Genomic DNA, 19,753 nt, shown 5'->3' on the forward strand with positions numbered 1-19,753 from the left:
ATCAATTTCTTCGATCTCCATGTGCCCTATTCCCTTATATACAGCTGCTTTCATCATTAACACGCCTCTCTTTTCTTTTTTTAAGAATAGGAAAGAATTTTTCTTTCTTTCCTTCTTAGCTAAAAATACTCTGTACTCTTAAAAAAATCTAAAGTTTGCTTTTTAAAGTACTTCTGATAATCGAAAGTGGGTAGAAGAGAGAATTTTTTTGGTCCCTGATTAAAGTTTTATTAAGTTAGGTTAAATAACAAAGAGTTAATTTATTTCCCTACTTCTACCCACAAGAATCGTTCTTAAACCTCTACTTTTTTCTCTTCAAAATCCTTCAACTCATGAATTTTTTTGAATTCCTAAAGTGAGAAACTTCCGCCTAATTGTGTATTACATTTCTACCCTTATTTCAACAACCCACCAAGACCATTCAGGATATTTCTCAAGAAGATCTGGATGTTCTTCGATCGGGAAAACTAACTTAATTGGTCCTCCTTGGCTTGCTGGAATTGCCCTTACTTTTTCATTAGATACAGTGGCATAAGCCAAAATAATTGGATATTCGATTACATCCAAATATTCTAGTGAGAATTCCATTCCATCTGAAGCAACAATTACAACATTTTTGGTGTTTGCAGGTACTCCAACAAATTTGAGTATTTCGGAAACAGCTACACCCCGATAGGTTTTATCTCCAAGGTAGGGATCGGTAACAAAATAAGTAGTTTGTGGAAGTGCCTCCAGTTCCTCCATTGTGAAAGCATACTCTCCCTTTTCATCCCTAAGGGCTATAACTCCTTTTACTGTCAGAGCTACTGAATCTGCTAGGACGATGCCCGTAACAAATAGTAAAGCAATTAAACAAAAAACGGCTTTCTTCATAAACTAAAACCTCCTTCTTATTTTATTTTTCGTGGACGATACCTTCGCCCACTATTATTCGCACAGGATCTGCAACCACTTCGCTGTCTCTAAAGGTTCCAAAAATTGAATACTTTTCGTTTCTTGTTATTTCAAAAGGCAAAATCACTCTTCTTTCTAGCGAGGCCATAAATGTATCTGAACCGTCATTAAACATATAAGTTTTTCCAAATTGACCTGTATTTAGACAGTTACTTAACAAAACGTCCAAGCCGACAAAGACTTGAGAATTTCTCTTTACTGTTTTCATATCGATGGGATTATTTTTTACATAAACTTTTTTGCTGAATACTTCGTCTCCTATTTTTATTCCTATTTCATTGAATCCATCTGGACAAGCAGCAAAATTAATGGAAAAGAAGAATTCAGTCCAGTATTTCATTTGACGTGAGATTACATCGCAGGGGTACGATTGACCATTTAGAAGTACAGAGATATTTTCGGAAGTTTTAGGAAAAACAGTGATCCTTATATATTCCATACCTGATAAAGGCACCTTTTTGTTTTTAATATCAAACCAAACTGAAGGGGATTCATCGATTTTAATATAAGCGTAGTTTAACATGCCTCTTTGTATTTCAAATAATGTGAAACCATACTCATCCCCATACGCAGAAGGTCCTTCCCACCAAGCCCCACAAACAGCTCCACATGTTAGTTCCAAAAACGGCTCTTTAAAAAATTCTCTTGTTGTATGCCAGTGACCTGAAATGTGTTGGCAGAAGTTATCGGAAAGAATTTGAACAAGTTGTTCTGCGTTATTAGACCTCGAGAAAGAAAAAAAAGGTTCATGGGAGAAAACTATTAAGGGCTTTTCTTTAGAGACTGTTTCAACATCTTGGCTTAGCCAGTCAAGTTGTAGAGAATCAATTTCATAAATCAAGGATTTTTCGACTACATTGTGGGTGTTAAGAATTATTAAATGTTTTCCCAGATAGTCAAACGAGTAATAATCGGGTCCAAACATATCATGAAATATCTCGATCGGATCATCCTTACTTTTTTCAATTTCATGATTACCGACGACATAAAATGTTGGAATGTCTGGAATATCTAAATACTCTTTCACTCTGTTTGCCCATCTGTAAGCTATCTCACTATCGACATTGGGAGTGTCGGCAATCATATCACCATTACAAATAATGAAGTCTGGAGATATGTACGTTAACATTTCTTTCAATTTTTCCATATAGTAATCTGGATCATCGAACATTTCTCTATCTGGTAAGGCAACTGAAAAATCGTCAGGATTATCAGCATAATGAATATCACTTACAACCGCAAAAACACCTATCTCCTCATAAGATTCGAGTATAAAATTGTGCTCTTCTTTATCTCTTACATACCATTCACTACACCTAAATCCTTCTGGAACTACAACAAAAACAAAACCATCCTCTGATTGTGGGATGCTATAATACCCATTTGCATCTACTTTCACGAAAGTAGAACCATTCGAAACGAAGGTTTCTGTGAAGGGTACAAGCTTCTCATCAAGACTAACATAAACATGTCCTTTAGTTGAAAGATTTTGAGCAATAGTTAATACAGACATGATCAAGCAGATTAAAATTACAAAAAAACTTTTTTTCATAGGATTCACCCCCCAAAAAGTTAATTATGTACCACTTCTACAAGCTTTCTTACATAATCTGTCTGATCTTCCGCTTGGAATACATTTCTACCGAAAGCAACCCCTTTAGCTCCAAGTTCAATTGCTTCTTTAGCTATTTCAAGTGAGTCTGTTCCTTTTGGTCCCCCTGCAATAACAATGGGAATTTTAGCTGATTTAATTACTTGAGAAAATGAGTCTTTACCGGTATAATATACTTTCACAATGTCTGCGCCTAACTCATAGGCTACTCTAACCCCCAACGAAATAAATTTTGGATCGGTAAAATGATCTGGTGACTGAGGGAGCATTTCAGCTATGAGAGGGACGCCAAATATTGAACATTCTTCAGCAACTCTTCCTAGAATTTCCAACGACTGATTTTCACCTGGGCCTCCAATAAATCCCATAACTACAACACCATCAGCACCTAAAGAAATCGCATATTTAACGCTTGAAATAAGTCGATGATAATCAAAAGAAGGTGAATAATTAGTTGAAGCACCTGTAATTCGGCATAAAACTGCTAAGTTACCACCTAATATATAGGCATTATCTTGAATTACCCCTGGGTTAAGTATTACTGCATCAGCTTGCCCTTCTTTAACGTTTTTTAAAGTGGTTTGTATATCGGTAATACCTTCAATAGGTCCTTGAAATTGACCATGATCTAAAGCAACAATGACAGTTTTACCATCAGCTTTAAATATTCTATTCGTTCTTATGACTTTTCCAGACATAACTTTCCTCCTTAATTTTATAATCTAATACAACTTTAGAAATTCTAAGACTTACTTTTTATAGGGGGAAGGGCTTTGCCCTTTTACCTTTAAGAAATTTATTTTTTGGAAATCTTCGTTTCTTCAAAGTTTATTTTATTGCCTATAGTATAAATTTCTGACTTTTAAAAACGACAGATCTTTTAAGAGAAAGAAAAAATGGAGCTTCTACCCAGCAACTACTTAATAAAAACTGAATTCAGAAAAATCTTAGGTTTAAATTGAACATTTGTTCTGAACATTTGTTAATTATAATTATCGTATCATTCTTTTGTTTCGTAGAAGTTAATATGTTGTATAAATAACATTAAATTTGAGATTGTTATGTGATAAAAAAAATCTTTATTTTAATGTTTAATATAAAGAAGAATAGGGAAACTATGTAAAAATTAGACATAACAATGTGTTATCATGAAAAAGAGCTAAAGAATATTTAAGAAGTTTAATTTAATGAATTAAGACATCGAAAAAAAATGAAATCTTGGCCCAATTAACGAGAAAATTAAGATTTTATCGTGAGATTCCATCGAATAAAAGCCAAGAAATTCTATAATCTTTAAAAAGCGTTATAACCAAAGTTGGAAATATAATTAAAAAATAACGAAAGAAGGTGTTTAAAATCGCAAAATATCCTTTGTTTCACGCTGTTGCGAAGGATTTTGTGAAAAAAAACAAAGACATGATTTTCGATGGGCGTATTGTCCCGCATCTAATTCTTTGGGTTAAATTTGATAAAAATACTAAAAATGACTTTTTAGAACAACTAAAAGGCTTTGATTACGAGTTATATGAAGAGTTTAGAGAGTATTTTTTTGAATTTGATGAATCGGTGGAAATTATACCTATTAATTTCACTTTAGTTTTTTTAAATGAAGAAGAAGCACTATCCTTTTTTCGTTTTTTAAAAGAGTTACCAAACATAATCAATATCGGATTTTATTCTCTAATCTCAGATGTTTTTGTGGGAGAAGAGGAAGATAAATTGTTGTTCCCATCAGTATTTAGTGAGGAAAAAGAAGGTAACTGTTATTTAACAATATTTGATAAAGATATGAATGAAATAGAAGAATTATCAGGCATATTTGATAAACATGACGAAGAGATACAAGAACTACGATTGAGTTTTTTTAAAAAAGGGAACAACCACGACTCCTAGGAGTCGTGGTTGTTCATCTCAAGAACACACCTAATTCCCAAATAGAAAAAGCATCTGGCGTCCACTGTGAACATCCCGCTTTTGCCCCTGAGTCTTTTGGTCTTTCATACATATTAATGCGGATGTATCGTGCCTTTATTGAATTATCAAGATTTATTACATCTACGGGCTGTGGAGGATTTTTTTCCTTTATCGCATTTTCTTGATCTGCTATCTTATCCCAATTATTTCCATCTACTGACGCTTCAATAGCATATCTTGTAGCCCAATATTCCCATTTAATTATAATCTGGTTAAACGTCATCGATTGTCCCAAATCTAAGGTAAAGCTTTCTAAATCTTTCTTAAAGATTTTTGAAGCCCACCTGGTATTTGGATCTCCATCAATAGCCATATCAGGAATATAGTCATATGTTTTACAATATTTTGTATCAGTATTAAGGGCTATTGAAGATGCACAAGCTGATTTATTCAAAGCAAGGTTTGGTGATTCAGTTATATCTAAGTTACTATCTTTTGAGGGTATTTCCAAAGCAATTATTGAGTATGGTTTTGCGACATATTCAAAATTACTGTGTTCGTTGCACAACCCTTCTTTTCTTAAACCATAATCTGTGGGATTGTCTGCATTTACTGGTCCATCAAGAATCCATGCGGCTCCATCTTCTCTTGTAGTGAAATTACCTAAGTCAAAATCAATATTAAAACTCTTATCTGCCGACTTGTTAATAATCAAGATATACAAATTCTTCTCATCTTTACTTATACTTGTGTATATGCTCAAATCTTGTTGGTTGCATGTATTTTCAACTAATATTTCTCCAAAATGCTTGTTAAAAAGTACATAGGGATAGAAACTTACATATGGCTGCATGTTTGGACTAAACATACCAAAATCACCTTGTTGAGGAGGATATGGATTCATAAGAGCCCAAAATGCTGCGCCGCTTAGATTTTCTTTTGCAAATGTACCAAGCATATCAGCAACCCATAAACCAGCAGGTAAAGAATTAACTGTCCAGTCTTCTGGTCCCCACCAAACAGGCGCAAAAGAACCTATTTGATATTCTACATCTTTGTAGGGATATACTTCTTCTACCCATTGTCTTAAAGTTGCTATCTGCTTTGGCAATTTTTGAGTGGAATTAAGAAGATCTGCATAAAAAGAATCTTTGTTGTTTTTATCGTATGGAGAGTTTGAATACACCGCTTTTGAAGGTGGTAGAGGAAAAAAATGTATAGAATAAACGTCTATTAAATCTCCAATTTCTCTTATTACTTTCTTTGTATAATTTTCGTTGTCTACAGAAACATTTGCCACAATTTTTATTGAAGGATCTACTTCTTTCATAACAGGCACAAATGTCTTCATCTTATCAATAAACTGATCAACATTCATAGTCAAATATGGCTCATCTGCTACCTCCCAATATTTAACGTCTGCATTCAATTCGAAATTAAGATACCTTATCCATTGAGCTGCCAAAGATGGCGACTCATTCGGATTCAAAGATATTTTGATATATGCTCCTATATCTTCTGCAATATTAAGCAAGTCATCAGAACTCAATTCGTTTTTTGAGTGAAGATTGTTCCATACAAAATCATAACCAAAATTTCCCCCTGGATAAACAAGATAACAAATACCTGCATCTTTCATATTATTCGCTATTCTAGAATTAAATATACCTTGGCTTACTAATGTTTCATTCCAAGCTGGTAAATGTATACCAAAAATCCTTTCATTGATTTCAGAAATATGTTTATCGGTAAATACTTTTACTGATAGTTGATCATGAGGGACATCCCCAGAAGAAGAGAAAGTAAGATTAATAGATAACAAAAAGAGAAAAGTCAAATAAATACCCTTTTTCATAAAAGCCAACCCCCTTAAACTGTTGGACATTCTAAATATTACCAAAACCGCTCACTACGAAACCTTTTATAAAATTTTTCTGAAAATAAACGAAAACTATAAGCATTGGAACAACTTGGTAGACAAGTCCCGCTAACACCAAATGCTGAGTTTCAGCGGAGGCAAACGCTAATGACAATCTTTGAATCCCAACAGGAACCGTCATTAAATTAGGTGAAAAAGACGATATTATCATAGGCCATAAAAAGTTGTTCCATTGTCCGATAAAGGTAGTAATTGCTAATGCGGATAGTCCTGGTTTTATGTTAGGCAAAATAATAGACCTATAGATCTTGAACTCACTCGCTCCATCTATCCTAGCAGAATCCAAAAGTTCATCAGGAATGCTCATAATGAACTGTCTCAATAAAAATATGCCATAACCACTGACCAAAAAAGGAACAATAAGAGATAGATGATTTGTTAACATCCCAAAAGTTTTCATAAGAAAAAAGTTTGGAATAAGAAAGATAAAGACTGGGAACATCATTGTCACAAGAATAAATTGAAACACAGGTTTTTTACCGGGAAAATTCAATTTAGCAAAAGCATATCCTGCAAGGGAACTTGTTAAAATCACACCTAAAGTAGCTGTTCCTGCAACTAAAAGACTATTTAGATAATACTTTCCAATAGGAACCCTTTCTAATACATCGATATAATTATGCCATTGAGGTTTTTCTGGAATCCATTTTGGCGGAATTGAGGTTATTTCTTGTGGAGTCATTAGAGAGGCAGAAACCATCCAAAAAAATGGTAAAACCATCCAAAATGCAGCAAAGATTATAATTAAATATCTGAAAAATTCTTTTATAAATCTTTTACTTTTACTATTCATAACCTTCGATTCCTCCTTTTTTAAACGCCCTTAAGACCAGAATATTAGCAACAAATATTATACAAAACAGGATAAATGCACCTGCAGATGCCCTGCCCATTCTTAGAGATTGAAAAGCTGTTTCATATACATACCAAGACACAGTCATAATGCTTTTAGCTGGGGCGTTCGTTCCCATAATATATGGTAAATCAAATACTTGCCAAGCTCCTATCATACCTGTAGCTGTCAAAAAAAGTAAAATTGGTCTTAAAAGCGGTAAAGTTATACTCCAAAAAATTCTAAAAGAACCTGCACCATCTATTTTTGCTGCGTCATAGTAATCTTGTGGAATATTTTGTAAACTAGCTGTGATTATAAGGATTTGCATACCAATTCCTGCCCAAATCGCTGTGATCATTATAGATAGTAAGGCGGTTTTTGGGTCCGTTAACCATCTTATAGGTTTTATACCAAACCATCCTAAGATTTGGTTTATCAACCCATTGTTTGCCCGGTACAAATATCCCCAAATCGTCCCTATAGCAACAGCAGGTGTAACTGTAGGAAGAAAAAATAGTAATCTCCAAAAACCACTTAATTTACTTCCGTTTATCAAGACTGCCAAAATTAGTGAAATAAATATTCCAACTACTACTGTTACTACAGAATAAACAACGGTATTAATAACAGAACTAACAAACAGATCACTTCCAAACAACCACTTGTAATTTTCCAATCCCACCCAGGCAGCTGAAAAAAGAGGAATTAATCCATTCCATCTCTTAAAAGATGCAATTAACGAAAAAACTACAGGGAAAATAAAGAAAATTGAATAAAAGATAAGGGAGGGGGATATGAAACCATATCCCGCTCTCGCCCTTTTACGACCGACTTTAGACATTTTGAGGATTCACTTCCTTATCAATAGAATTCGCTTAGAATTTCGTCTATCTGCCTTTTAGCGTCTGATAAAGCTTTTTCTGGTGTTTTTCTCTGATGTCTAGCCTCTATTATTTCTCTCCAGATGATATTTTTGATTTCTTCTCCTTGGGCTACGTTTGGTTCTGGAACTGTGTTTGCTAGTTCTTGTACATAAACAGATGTGTAAAGATCGTTAAGTTTATCTGGGAAGGCATCAAGATCAGCTTTACGTGAAGGAATAGCACCGATGTTGTTTGCTAAGAATTCTCCCATTCTTGTTGCCCCGTTTGGTAGAGGCTCAATGCAAAACCATTCAAGAAATTTCCAAGCTTCCTTTTTATTCTTAGAAAGTGCGTCTACGCCAACAAACCATGTATAACTAACTGATTTTGGATCTTTCATTGGTGGAATAGGTGCAACACCGATTGTTTCTTCATATTGATCACCAAAAGCAATCTTTAAACTGCTTTCCCACCATGGAGCAAGAATTACCATAGCTGCTCTGCCATTTTGAAAATCCCCATGTGTGGCTGCTGAATCAGTTCCACCTCTTCTGAAAATTTCTATTTCAGCGTCTAAAGCTTGGATAGCCTCTTTACTGTCTAGCAAACACTTTTTATTATCGTTTGAAAATAACTGACCACCTAAGCTGTATAATCTTGCAAGATAAGGATGGACTGTACCTGAGTTAGAACTTGTGTCGTAAACATATCCATATTGTTGTACTGTGCCGTCTTCTTTCTTTATTGTTAATTTGGAGGCCATGTCTATTAACTCGTCCCAAGTCTTTGGAGGCTCATCATACCCTCCAGCTTTTAAGATCTTCTTGTTGTAAACTAAGGCATAGTTTGCAACCTCTGTTGGTATTCCTCTGATTTCCCCATTTATTGTTGCTCCGCCTACAGCAGCCTCAACAAAGTCATTTTTTATGGCAGTAGCTACCTCTTTTGGTACTTTATCTAAAACTCCTGATTCAACAAGTTGAACTCCCCAAAGTGAATATAGAACATAAATATCAGATGCTGCTCCTGCCAACCTTCCAACCAAGATTCTAGTTAGATATTCGCCAAAAGGAACCATTTGTATTTCAATTTCTATATCAGGATTAGATGCCATATACTCTTCGACGTATTGTCTTAAACCTTTTGTAACCACATTTCCTTCTTTGTCTTTTATTCCTTCAACTTGATAATCACTCCAATGTACTGCAAAGGTGAGTTTTGTTTTAGCAAACGCCATACTACTAACCAAAAGGGCCACCAACAAAATCGTTAAAATACATCTTTTCATACCGCTAACCTCCTCAATTTATTTTGAAACCAGATGCATGAACCCAAGATTACTTTTCTATTAATAAAACTTTCGTTTCTTGAGCATCTAATGTTAATGAGAGAGAAGTTATTTGGTTATTATGAGAAAAATGAACAACTTGTTTTGATTTTAAATCTGTAATTTTTTTAATGTTTCCAAAATCGTTGTTTTTGAAAGATAATTTTACGTCTACATCTTTTTCCCCATGATTAAAGACAAAGCAAAAATATCCGTTATTAAAAGTCGATAGTCGAGCTTCGATGTCATCTTCACTTACGCCAGTCACTTCTACACTAAAAGGTGAAACTACTCCTGCTTGTTTTGCTATTTTTGATAAGAATTCGATATTTCCTTCATACCTAGTATGTTCGTAGGCTTTTCCAATAACTGTTCCTATGATATATGCCTTTCCTGAACCAAAAGAATTTTCAAGAGCAACCGCTTTGTCATTATAACTAAGTAACACGTTAGCACTAGATGGTTCAAAGAAACATAAATAATCGGTAGCTGTTATGTCTAGTGCATCTGACTTTAGATTCATGGGTTCTTTTATGTTACTTGTTGATATTTCAACACATCCAAAAACCTCGTTTAATCCTGAACCTGGTATTTTTAATGCAAGTTCTCCTTTTTCGTTAACCCAAGGACCTCTTCCATCTGCAACAAGTGTTCCTCCGTTCTCTACATAATCTTTTATAACTTTCCCACATTCATCAGATAACGCGATAAGGAAAGGCGCAAAGATAATCTTATATTTCTTAAGGTCTTTTTTTAGCAGATCATCGATATGAATAAAATCAACGTTTATATTTTCTTTCATCATTGCTTTGTACATGCCAAACATATCTTGCCTAATAATATCGGCAGATCTTCCCCTTAACGCAGCTATCATCTTATAGCTATCAATACTGTATATAATTGCAGCTTGAGCTGGAAGTGGCTCAGATTCAAGAAATTCATTCATGTGTTCGGTAACTATCTTTGAAACTGTGCCTGCAGCCTTTGCCTTCTCGTTTATAGACCCATCAGGCTCAGTAAGTCCAAAACCTGAAACTTCAAAGCCAACACTCATTTGAAACCATGCGTAGTAGTTTAATCCTTTTGCTTTACGTGAAATAGCCAGCCAAGCCCATCTTTCAAGATCTTCTTCAGTTACAGGGACTCCAAAATCTAAACCAGTAACGCCTAGTCCTGTTTGAAGTTCACCTATCAAAAAGTGTTTATTTCTACTATCTGCTGAACTTCTAGTTGCATCCAAAGCAACCCCCATGTGATGAGGTTTTAGAGGCATCCATGAACCAGTATGTTTAGGATAAAAAGAAGTGCCCCAAACATCAACTTTTTCTGCTAATTTCCAATCATCTGAAGAACCATAACCAATTCCTGGAAGACTATACACACTTGATATAGCGGCATGACTAGAAACGATATGTTGTTTATCGACGTTTTTTATGGTTTTAACCTTCCATTCTAAATCTTGAGCGATTTTTTCGATGTTGAAGGATATCCAATCGAGAAGGTCTGAGAAGGTAGATAATGAGGTGTATCTTGGTGGAACAACTTCATACCAATTTCTATGTTTCCGGTACCAAGCTTCATTCAATTTCTCTATATCCTTGTACTTGTTTTTCAACCATTCCTTGAACTTCTTTTGAGTATTTTCACAGTAACAAAACCAAGGATCTTTCATATAGTCAATCCAAGACCATTGAACAATGTGGGGTTCCGACCAAATATCCCAAGCATGAAAGGACGGATGCCTTGAAACCACTTTTGCTAAATTCTCAAGAAATTGGGATATATGTCTTTTTACAAAAGGATGGTCACTACAAACACCTGGAGAAGCTTGAGTTTCAATCTTCAAACCCGATCTATCAACAAATAACGAATCGGGATACTCTGTTGCAACCCAACTTGGAGCAGAATCAGTATATACCTGTACCAATGCTTTAAGTCCTAATTCATCTGTAATAGAAAGTAGGGTTTCAATTGTTTCAAAGTCCCATTCATTTGGTTTTGGTTCACCTGCTAACCAGTCATACCAGAAACGAATTGAGTTAAATCCAAGTTCTTTTATCTGGATAATATCTTCTTTAACTTTTTTTACATTATGAATTTTGGTCACCATAGGTGCGCGTGATCGTTCAGGTCCATACCAAACTGAGACAGGTAAAAAATCCATTTTAATCCTCCTCAACATTTATTAGTTATTTTAAAGGTTACAAAAAACTTATTTTATCAATGTTTTATAATTATATTTTTGAAAGAAAATCTTCATCTTTCACAACCGTCCTACTTGAGCGTATCTCCCAGGTCTCACTATTTGTACTGAAAGAAAAAGGGGGGCTGCCGCCCTTTAACCCTCTTAAATAGACTTTTTTCTAATGTTTTATTATTCTTCTATTGTGTTCATCAAAGATAGTAATGTTATACTCTACTCCAAAGCCAGGAACATTTGGAGATACAAATATTTTCAAATCATAACCTTTGTTATTTAATATATTTAAAGCATGTAGTTACTTAGCCCAGCCTGCAGTCAATCCGCTTACAAGGTAATCTTTAAAAATTATAGCAATTACTAATGGAATTATTGAGCCTATCACTCCAGCGGTACACATCATTCCATAATCGACTCCTCCCTGGGTACTGAACTCGGTAATTGCTACAGGAATTGTTTTAGAATTTGATCCTGTTAATATCAACGCGAAAAAGAATTCATTCCAGGTTGTAATAAAAGAATATAGACCTGTAGCAAAAAGAGCCGGCGTAACTAGCGGAATAATAATTCTAAACAAGATTTGAAAAGTTGTTGCCCCATCTATTATGGCAGCTTCTTCTATTTCTTGAGGAATACTTATAAAATAGTTTTTTAGTATCCAAATTGCAACAGGCATTATAAAACCTGTGTAAACAAGAATCAGGCCAACCTTAGTGTCAAGAAGATTCAAAGAGCTCATAAAAAGATAAATGGGAATCACGATAGCTGCCCCAGGAAGCATCTGGGTAAATAAAATACCGAGGACCATCGATTTTTTGCCTTTAAACTTAAATCTTGCATAACAATAAGCTGCGAGAGTTCCAAAAAACATCGTCAAGATTGTAGAAATTGTCGCAACTATGAGACTGTTAAAAAAAGCTGTTCTAAATCTTGCTCCTTCTACTTTATTTATGAGCGCTTCATATCTTTTTAAGGTGGGATTAGAAGGAAACCATTTACGAGAACCGCTTATTAATTCAATCTCTGGAGAAATACTTGAGATAAACATCCAAAGGAATGGCCCCAAAATATATAAAGTTAAAACCACCGCAGAAAGATAAATTAGTACTTTGAAAAGTGTGTTTTTCTTACGTTTTCTGATCAAGGTCATTCCTCCTCTGTAAGAATAAATTTATAGAATAATAAAGTTATAACTAATATAATGATAGTTAGAACAAGAGAAAGAGTTGCACCATATCCAAAATCTAGATGACTAAATGTTGTTTGATAAATATAAAAATTTAAGAGATTCGTTCCCTGCGAAGGTCCTCCTTGAGTTAGTGCGTAGACAAGATCAAAACTTTTAAAAGCCCAGATAGTTCTTAGAGATAAAGCAACAAAGGTGACAGGTTTCAAGAGAGGAAGAGTGATACGACAAAATTTCACCCAACTATTTGCACCTTCTATTTCAGCAGCTTCGTAGTAGTCTATAGGAATTGCCTGCAACCCGGCTAAAAGCAAAATAGCGATAAAAGGTGTCTCTTTCCAAACATCAGCAAAAATCATCATATTTAGCGCCAGGAAAGGTTTCCCTAACCATTTGATATTCTTCTCAATGATGCCTATTTGAAGTAGTAACTTATTAAGAACACCAAACTCACTGTTAAATATCCATTTCCACATAATGCCATTCACAACCCAGGGAACTGCCCATGGTACCATAAGAATCACGCGCAAAAATTCCCTACCTTTGAAATCCTGATTTAATAGAAGGGCTATCAACATTGCTAGACTTAGCTCAATTGTTACAGCTACAACAACGAAATAAAGAGTAATTTTCAATGAAGACCAAAAAACACTGTCTTGAAATAATTTTATATAATTTTTGAAGCCTACAAAAGGATGGTAAGGAAGTAGAATATTATAATGATGAAGGCTAATGAAAATACTATAAAAAATTGGTACCGCAAATACAAAAATTATAAAGAGAAAACTTGGTAACAACAAGGTTATTAGATTTTTTCTGGAAAGGTTTTTCATCTATGCTTATCTCTCCTTTTAAAATAACCAGCAGAGAAAACTCTGCCGGTTACCAGTGCTCAAGAGTTCATCAAAAATATGCACCGGATTGCTCAATTTCATTCATACTGAGATTTAATATCAATAGCCTGTCTAGCTGCCCAATCTAGAGCTTCTTTAGCAGTTTTTTTGCCTGAAATGGCATCTTGTACGGCTGTAGCTAGTGCTCTTCTGAAAGGATCTAACCATACTACATCGGGTCCAAAACTACCTACTTCAACTTGAGCAACCAATTCACCATAAACCGGCCACGCTTTATTTATAGCTTCTAACCTTGAACCTTCGAATAAGCTATTTCTAGTTGGAAGGTTAAATCCCGATATAGCATGCATCATTTGAGCTTCTGTACCGGTGAGAAGTTTTACAAGCTCAACGGCTTCTTCTTTATACTGTGAGGCTTTCGTTATACCAAAAGCTCCTCCATAAATAAGACCGCCTGTTTCAGAATTTTTTCCTCCAGGAATCATTCTAACTTTAGCATAATCTGCAACTGTCGAAGCTTCGGGCAGCATTGCTTGATTAGCAGACCAGGTGGAATTTATCATAAAAGCACTTTTTCCTGCTTGAAAAATCTTCAAGGTTTCGTAATCATCAAGAGAAACTCCTGCTGGGTTAAATACTCCTTGATTAACTCCCTCAACCAAGAGTTCCAAGGCTTCTACACCAATTCCAGTGTTGAATACTGGGTTAAGATTTTCGTCGAAAAACTGACCTCCCATTGCTAACAGAATTGTTCCATAATTATAATAGTAATTACCAGGATATTTGCAACTTGGTGTAAAGGCGTATTCGGCATTACTTTTTTCGACAATTGCCTTACTTGCATTAAGGACATCTTGCCAAGTGGATAAGTCTTCAGGATTCACATTTGCATCTTGGAAATATTTTTCATTATACACAAAATGAGCACCACCACTGTACCAGGGAACTCCAATCCATTGACCTTCGTGAGAATAATAATCTACAAAACTCTTTAAAAATTCGTTTTTTTCATCTTCGGTGAACCATTCGTTTAAATCGACAAATTGTCCCATTGCAGCGAATCTCGATTTTTCTGCAGAAGGTATAAAAATAATGTCATACCCTCCACCTTTATGCATTAAAGCTGTTGTTGTTTTGATACTTATCTGATCCCAGCCAATATAGTCCACTACAACCTTAACACCTGTTAGTTTTTCAAATTCTTTTGTATATAGTTCTATAACTCCACCTTCGTCGGGCCTAACCAACATTTTTAAAGTTACAGCCCCCATAGATAAACAAAATGTCAAAACAAGAATTAAAGTGAGAAACAGTGTTTTTTTCATATTTATCCTCCTCGTATAATAATAATTGAATAACACTTAATTCAAAGATACAAAAACACTTATTTTCCTTATGTGACAAATATGTTTCTCTGTTTCTTCATTGAGCAGGATTAAGACAATTATCCAAGAAATTCGAGAAATGAATTGAGATTGTACCCCCCTGCTCCTGAAATTATGTCTCTAAATTTAAGGATACTTACAAAGTTAACAAGAGTATTTCATGAATGAGATGTTAGAATTTTTCGGTTATTTACAGTTTATTTCTTGATCTTTTTACAAACTTTTTGAAAAAAAAGAATTTTTGAATAGAATAGAGGTCTGACTATTAGCATTATTGGGGGAATATCGATAAGCTAAATTCCACATGGACACTTTTCAGGAACTTTAGAGATGAAGATAATCAAAAAGGTTTTGATTTTAAAAGGGTTACTGGGCAGTGCCCTTTCCCTTCTTTTCCGGTACAAGTACCGAATATATTAAAGAAATTAGTAGTTAATGAGAGTTAGAGCAAAGGAGGGATCTTTTAAAAATCTAAAATCTGTATAAAATTTATATTTTAGAATTTCTAAAGTAGCTTTGTGGTTACTTTTTGTAGAGGAAATAAAACATTTAACTAATGTTTTGTTATTCTTCTATTGTGTTCATCAAAGATAGTAATGTTATACTCTACTCCAAAGCCAGGAACGTTTGGAGATACAAATATTTTCAAATCATAACCTTTGTTATTTAATATATTTGCAGTCTCCACTAATAATGATTGAGTAATAGCAATTGTGGCAATTGACGATGTAGCTCCAACTTTTTCATTTCTACCTTTTAACGGTACAATAGCGTCTTCATGAGGGACACAATTGTCTATCAAGACATCTGCAATATCTGAAAGCTTCTTTCCGGACGAATGGGTTGCATTTGCTCTCTTTTGATTTTCTAAAGAAGTAACCGCTACAACCTTTGCACCTACTTCTTTCCCATATAATGCAGCTTCAACAGGTGCTGCATTTACTCCTCCGTGAGAATAAACGATCATGATATCGCCTTTTCTTATTGGTTGATATCGTAGGTATGCATCCTTAACATATCCTTCTTTTCTTTCTATAATAAGAAGGCCAGGAGCGCTTGCAGGTCCTGTCGGGCTAAACCACATAAGTCTAGGATCTGTAAGAGCGTTTACTCCAATAAAGCTTCCATATCTTGGAAAGGCATCTAACGTTGGTATTACAGAATGTCCGCTACCAAAAAGATGAACAAATCCACCGTTGTAAATACAATCTGCCATTAAATTGCTAACTTTTTCAATAATGTCTTTTTCCTTTTTGATGTTATTTATTATTCCTTCTATACCCTCTAAATATTTTTCAAAAAACAAGTTTGTCATCTCCTATTCATCTGATCTAATGAGTATTTTCCAATTCCTAGTAGTTGTGCATCTTCTCCTAAAACAGATGGAACTATTTCTATCTTTTTGATCATTGGATTGAGATAGTTTTTCATAGTTTCTTCTGCCTTGGATTTAAAGATATCCCATCTTTGCCCAACACTTCCTGCCATGATTATTATTTCGGGATCTAAGAAATTAATAACGGTTGCTAAACTTTTCCCTAAAAGTTTAGAAATCGTTGATAAAAATTTTCTAGAACATTCACCTCCTTTTATATAATCATCAAATATCTCAGAGGCCCCTTTAACGCTTTTTTTGCATATTTTTTCATAATTTTTACTCATATAATATCCAGAAATATTTGATTCAAGCGTTCCAACCATGTTTGAGTATTCATTTTCTTCTCCTATAGGTATCCAACCTATTGAACCAGCAGCTCCATGTGTTCCTGTGATTACTTGTCCTTCCACTTGAATACCTAAACCTACGCCGGTACCGATAATGAAATAGGCAGAATTTTTTGAGTTTACTGCTGCGCCTTTCCATGTTTCTCCGATTAATCCAGAGGCCCTGTCATCTAAGATATCAATTACTTTACCAGTTTTTTCTTCTAACTTAGCTTTTAAAGGGTATGGGTCACTCCCAAAAGCATTGGGAAGCCACACATAACCTTTCTCTAAAACTGCTCCAGCGACTGATATTCCGTAACTGTCGATATCGTTGTACTTTTCAAATATCTTTAAACAAAATTCCATAACTTTGTCAGGACTTTGAGGCGTGTTGAATTTGGTTTTGTTTGTTAAAATACCTGTTTCGTTACAAATTGCAGATCTAATAAAAGTACCACCGATATCTAAAGTTAATATTTTCACATCTTTCACTTCCTCAAAATAATTTCTACAGAGTATTTGTCAGCTCTAATAACCGATTCAGTGTATTCTACAGGTATGTCAGAAACATCGTAACCAATTCTTTCTACAATGAAACCAGCAAAGGGAGGTTTTACTTTCAAAAGTTTGCATTCATGATTGTCTAAAATCGTAGCGTAATACTTTTCTTCTGCCTTAACAAAATGTATACCATATCTAGTTTCAAGCAGGTTATATAAGGATCGAGTTAGAGAGTTTTCAAAGAAGTTGGGTGCAAGCTTTTCTAAGGTATAGAAGGTTTGAATACCTATTGGCTCATCTTGTGCATATCTTATCCTTTTAACCATTATTACTGGAGTACCAAATTCAACTGCTAAAGCTTCTGCTACTTTTTTATTAGCTTCGATAATTCCTTTTTCTAACACTACTGATCTAGGTTCAAGGCCTTTCATCTGCATTTCTTCAGAGAAACTTGTAAGTTTTCTAGGACCTTGCTTTATTCGATTATCGACAACGAAGGTACCAATCCCTTGTCTTTTTACCAAAAATCCCTCTTGAACAAGCAGCGCAACTGCCTGTCTGACTACCGACTTACTGACCCCGAAAGCTTCAGAAAGTTCATCCTCTGTTGGTATCTTGTCACCTGGTTTAAAAACACCTAGAAGAATATTCTTTCGAATGATCTCTTTTAATTGGTGGTATAAAGGCTCTTTAGAAGAATAATTTAACTTACCATTCAGTTGCATTACATTTCAAAGCTCCTTTTCATAATATTCATACTAATCATTATAATGATTATAATATTTAAACCATTAAAAATCAAATGACAATTCTTGAGATAAACCAAGAAATTTCATTTTATATTACAATAATTCTTTTTAATTACCTTTGTTGCATTGTAATTAAATATTTTGATAATTTATCCAATTTTCAGTTTTTTAATAGCTAGCTTGTGTCTTGATTTAAGATGCATATTTATTACTAAAAACAAAAAATCCCCTCTAGAAAGAGGGGAAAGATTAATTATAATTAGATATTAAGGCTAAATTTCATGCACATCTATTATATCCATTATAACATCGAATTCATTTCTTGAAAAACCTTTATCTAGATATTCTACTTCTCCAACTTGATTATCGTATGGATCAGATCTTAAGAATTTCTTTTGTGGCAAAAGGTCATAGTGAAATTCCGAATTAGCAACCATTCTAAAGGGGTCTAGGTTACCAAAATAGAAATTCCATCTTCTTTCATTTTTAGCCCTGTAAGCACTGCCCCCAAATGAAAGATCTGCAAATAACCATCCATATGGTTCAATATAAAACTGTGCCCAATCATGAGGACCAATGCTATATGGATTTACGTACAAACCTGATTGCCATTTGGCAGGAATTCCTACAATCCTACACAAAGTTATAAATAAAAGGGCTTGGATCCCGCAATCACCTTTCAGATTGTATGCAGCATATTCTGGAATATTTACAATTGAAACATAAGGTCTGACATAAGAATACTGAACGTTTTGAGTTATATAATCATAAATCTTTCTAGCCTTGAGTAAAGGATTTTTCTCATCCTTAACTATTTCTGTTGCCAAATCTATCAAGAACGGAGAAAAGTTAATTTGAGGTAGCCATTCATTTGTATGAAATTTGGGCTGCCTTTTAAGCACTTTATTAAAATCAGGGTTAACATATTTTACATGATTTTCGTATGAATATTCAACCGTAAAACTTTTGTTTTCTTTAAATTGTTCTTCAAAGAATATTGTTCGTTGGGGATAGGTTTCTGGAGAGATAAATTTTGGTGTATGAGAGGTGTTGAGTATTTTAATATTAGTAATCTGTTGAGCCTTTTGTGGAATAGGCAAGTGAACTCTCACAGTTTCATTAATTCTGACATGCTCATTTTTTATCTTAATACCAGTTTTAAGATGGAAGAAATAGCCTTTTTTTCCTTTTTCAATAATTTCATGCACTGTATTATCTAAGAAATCTCTTTCCGCTTCATCTTCTTTTTCTTTAATTCTTAAACGCTCTTTAATTGTTGGATGCACTTTTATAACATTATCTAAAAATCGACTGCTGAACATTACTTTTCCTTGGATATATATCCAATCTGCATAGCGTTGATCTTTCAAATCTTCTAACTCCTGCCTTGTAAAACCTTCAATTTTTTCCTGTGCAAGATCTAAAGCTTCTTCAAAAGTATATATGTATTCATTTTTAAGAACATCCATTCTGTACTTTTCAAAGCTCAATCTCTGCTTTAATATATTTGAAATGTTTCTAGCTAAGTAAATGTCAATCAATCTTTTAGCTTTTTCGAATTCTCCACAACTTACTAAATTATTCACATCTTCAGGTAAATCGGCTATCAAAAAATCTAAATCGTTCAAAATATTTCGCCTCCTTTAATTTGAAGACACTAACTATTCTTAACTTTTATCCTTTTCCTGCAAGAAGACTCCCACTTCTGTAAGTGGGGGATGAATTGC

The 19,753-nt window shown here is 34.3% G+C and carries 16 protein-coding genes; 1 reads left to right on the forward strand and 15 read right to left on the reverse strand.

Features of this window, described 5'->3' with window-relative positions; translation table 11 throughout:
* Nucleotides 1-381: 381 nt before the first annotated feature.
* The 3 genes from PKN74_RS06440 to PKN74_RS06450 are packed head-to-tail and all read right to left on the reverse strand — an operon-like array spanning nucleotide 382 to nucleotide 3,264.
* Nucleotides 382-873: a molybdopterin-dependent oxidoreductase gene (locus PKN74_RS06440; RefSeq protein ID WP_472309758.1), complete on the reverse strand. Its 492-nt coding sequence runs from the start codon at nucleotides 871-873 to the stop codon at nucleotides 382-384.
* 22 nt (nucleotides 874-895) lie between these two features.
* Nucleotides 896-2,506 carry a metallophosphoesterase gene (locus PKN74_RS06445; RefSeq protein WP_472309760.1) on the reverse strand — a complete coding sequence of 537 codons (1,611 nt, stop codon included), beginning with the start codon at nucleotides 2,504-2,506 and terminating at the stop codon, nucleotides 896-898.
* Between the two features lie 20 nt (nucleotides 2,507-2,526).
* On the reverse strand, nucleotides 2,527-3,264 hold the full coding sequence (locus tag PKN74_RS06450) for a class I fructose-bisphosphate aldolase (protein WP_472309762.1): 738 nt from the start codon (nucleotides 3,262-3,264) through the stop codon (nucleotides 2,527-2,529).
* Between the two features lie 700 nt (nucleotides 3,265-3,964).
* Here PKN74_RS06450 and PKN74_RS06455 point away from each other — a divergent pair.
* Nucleotides 3,965-4,459 carry a hypothetical protein gene (locus PKN74_RS06455; protein WP_472309764.1) on the forward strand — a complete coding sequence of 165 codons (495 nt, stop codon included), beginning with the start codon at nucleotides 3,965-3,967 and terminating at the stop codon, nucleotides 4,457-4,459.
* Between the two features lie 13 nt (nucleotides 4,460-4,472).
* Here the strand turns inward: PKN74_RS06455 and PKN74_RS06460 are convergent, their stop codons facing one another.
* From PKN74_RS06460 to PKN74_RS06515, 12 genes are all read right to left on the reverse strand, one after another.
* Nucleotides 4,473-6,335 (reverse strand): discoidin domain-containing protein, encoded by a 1,863-nt coding sequence (locus tag PKN74_RS06460; RefSeq protein WP_472309766.1) that lies wholly within the window; start codon nucleotides 6,333-6,335, stop codon nucleotides 4,473-4,475.
* Nucleotides 6,336-6,366: 31 nt separating this feature from the next.
* The gene (locus tag PKN74_RS06465) at nucleotides 6,367-7,212 is read right to left on the reverse strand and encodes a carbohydrate ABC transporter permease (RefSeq protein WP_472309768.1); all 846 of its coding nucleotides are present in this window, start codon (nucleotides 7,210-7,212) and stop codon (nucleotides 6,367-6,369) included.
* On the reverse strand, nucleotides 7,205-8,095 hold the full coding sequence (locus PKN74_RS06470) for a carbohydrate ABC transporter permease (protein WP_472309770.1): 891 nt from the start codon (nucleotides 8,093-8,095) through the stop codon (nucleotides 7,205-7,207). The genes PKN74_RS06465 and PKN74_RS06470 overlap by 8 nt, the downstream gene beginning before the upstream one ends.
* 20 nt (nucleotides 8,096-8,115) lie before the next feature.
* Entirely contained in the window at nucleotides 8,116-9,405 is a 1,290-nt protein-coding gene (locus PKN74_RS06475) for an extracellular solute-binding protein (RefSeq protein ID WP_472309772.1), read from the reverse strand.
* A 49-nt stretch (nucleotides 9,406-9,454) separates the two neighbouring features.
* Nucleotides 9,455-11,608 (reverse strand): beta-galactosidase, encoded by a 2,154-nt coding sequence (locus tag PKN74_RS06480; protein ID WP_472309774.1) that lies wholly within the window; start codon nucleotides 11,606-11,608, stop codon nucleotides 9,455-9,457.
* 334 nt (nucleotides 11,609-11,942) lie between these two features.
* Entirely contained in the window at nucleotides 11,943-12,788 is an 846-nt protein-coding gene (locus tag PKN74_RS06485) for a carbohydrate ABC transporter permease (RefSeq protein WP_472309776.1), read from the reverse strand.
* Nucleotides 12,789-12,790: 2 nt separating this feature from the next.
* A complete protein-coding gene (locus PKN74_RS06490) occupies nucleotides 12,791-13,663 on the reverse strand; it encodes a carbohydrate ABC transporter permease (protein ID WP_472309778.1) in 873 nt (290 codons plus the stop codon).
* 98 nt (nucleotides 13,664-13,761) lie between these two features.
* A complete protein-coding gene (locus PKN74_RS06495; protein ID WP_472309780.1) occupies nucleotides 13,762-15,009 on the reverse strand; it encodes an ABC transporter substrate-binding protein in 1,248 nt (415 codons plus the stop codon).
* 613 nt (nucleotides 15,010-15,622) lie between these two features.
* Nucleotides 15,623-16,384: a sugar isomerase domain-containing protein gene (locus tag PKN74_RS06500; RefSeq protein ID WP_472309782.1), complete on the reverse strand. Its 762-nt coding sequence runs from the start codon at nucleotides 16,382-16,384 to the stop codon at nucleotides 15,623-15,625.
* On the reverse strand, nucleotides 16,381-17,259 hold the full coding sequence (locus tag PKN74_RS06505; RefSeq protein ID WP_472309784.1) for an ROK family protein: 879 nt from the start codon (nucleotides 17,257-17,259) through the stop codon (nucleotides 16,381-16,383). Before PKN74_RS06505 ends, PKN74_RS06500 begins: the two co-directional genes overlap by 4 nt.
* A 5-nt stretch (nucleotides 17,260-17,264) precedes the next feature.
* Entirely contained in the window at nucleotides 17,265-18,002 is a 738-nt protein-coding gene (locus PKN74_RS06510) for a GntR family transcriptional regulator (protein WP_472309786.1), read from the reverse strand.
* 296 nt (nucleotides 18,003-18,298) lie between these two features.
* On the reverse strand, nucleotides 18,299-19,654 hold the full coding sequence (locus PKN74_RS06515) for a transglutaminase-like domain-containing protein (RefSeq protein WP_472309788.1): 1,356 nt from the start codon (nucleotides 19,652-19,654) through the stop codon (nucleotides 18,299-18,301).
* Nucleotides 19,655-19,753 lie beyond the last annotated feature (99 nt).

Source organism: Defluviitoga sp., assembly GCF_035349255.1.
Taxonomy (GTDB): domain Bacteria; phylum Thermotogota; class Thermotogae; order Petrotogales; family Petrotogaceae; genus Defluviitoga.

Coding starts and splice junctions, on each gene's coding strand:
- PKN74_RS06440 (WP_472309758.1), bottom strand. CDS start 873: ATGAAGAAAGCCGTTTTTTGTTTAATTGCTTTACTATTTGTTACGGGC.
- PKN74_RS06445 (WP_472309760.1), bottom strand. CDS start 2,506: ATGAAAAAAAGTTTTTTTGTAATTTTAATCTGCTTGATCATGTCTGTA.
- PKN74_RS06500 (WP_472309782.1), bottom strand. CDS start 16,384: ATGACAAACTTGTTTTTTGAAAAATATTTAGAGGGTATAGAAGGAATA.
- PKN74_RS06480 (WP_472309774.1), bottom strand. CDS start 11,608: ATGGATTTTTTACCTGTCTCAGTTTGGTATGGACCTGAACGATCACGC.
- PKN74_RS06450 (WP_472309762.1), bottom strand. CDS start 3,264: ATGTCTGGAAAAGTCATAAGAACGAATAGAATATTTAAAGCTGATGGT.
- PKN74_RS06475 (WP_472309772.1), bottom strand. CDS start 9,405: ATGAAAAGATGTATTTTAACGATTTTGTTGGTGGCCCTTTTGGTTAGT.
- PKN74_RS06460 (WP_472309766.1), bottom strand. CDS start 6,335: ATGAAAAAGGGTATTTATTTGACTTTTCTCTTTTTGTTATCTATTAAT.
- PKN74_RS06490 (WP_472309778.1), bottom strand. CDS start 13,663: ATGAAAAACCTTTCCAGAAAAAATCTAATAACCTTGTTGTTACCAAGT.
- PKN74_RS06470 (WP_472309770.1), bottom strand. CDS start 8,095: ATGTCTAAAGTCGGTCGTAAAAGGGCGAGAGCGGGATATGGTTTCATA.
- PKN74_RS06495 (WP_472309780.1), bottom strand. CDS start 15,009: ATGAAAAAAACACTGTTTCTCACTTTAATTCTTGTTTTGACATTTTGT.
- PKN74_RS06465 (WP_472309768.1), bottom strand. CDS start 7,212: ATGAATAGTAAAAGTAAAAGATTTATAAAAGAATTTTTCAGATATTTA.
- PKN74_RS06510 (WP_472309786.1), bottom strand. CDS start 18,002: ATGCAACTGAATGGTAAGTTAAATTATTCTTCTAAAGAGCCTTTATAC.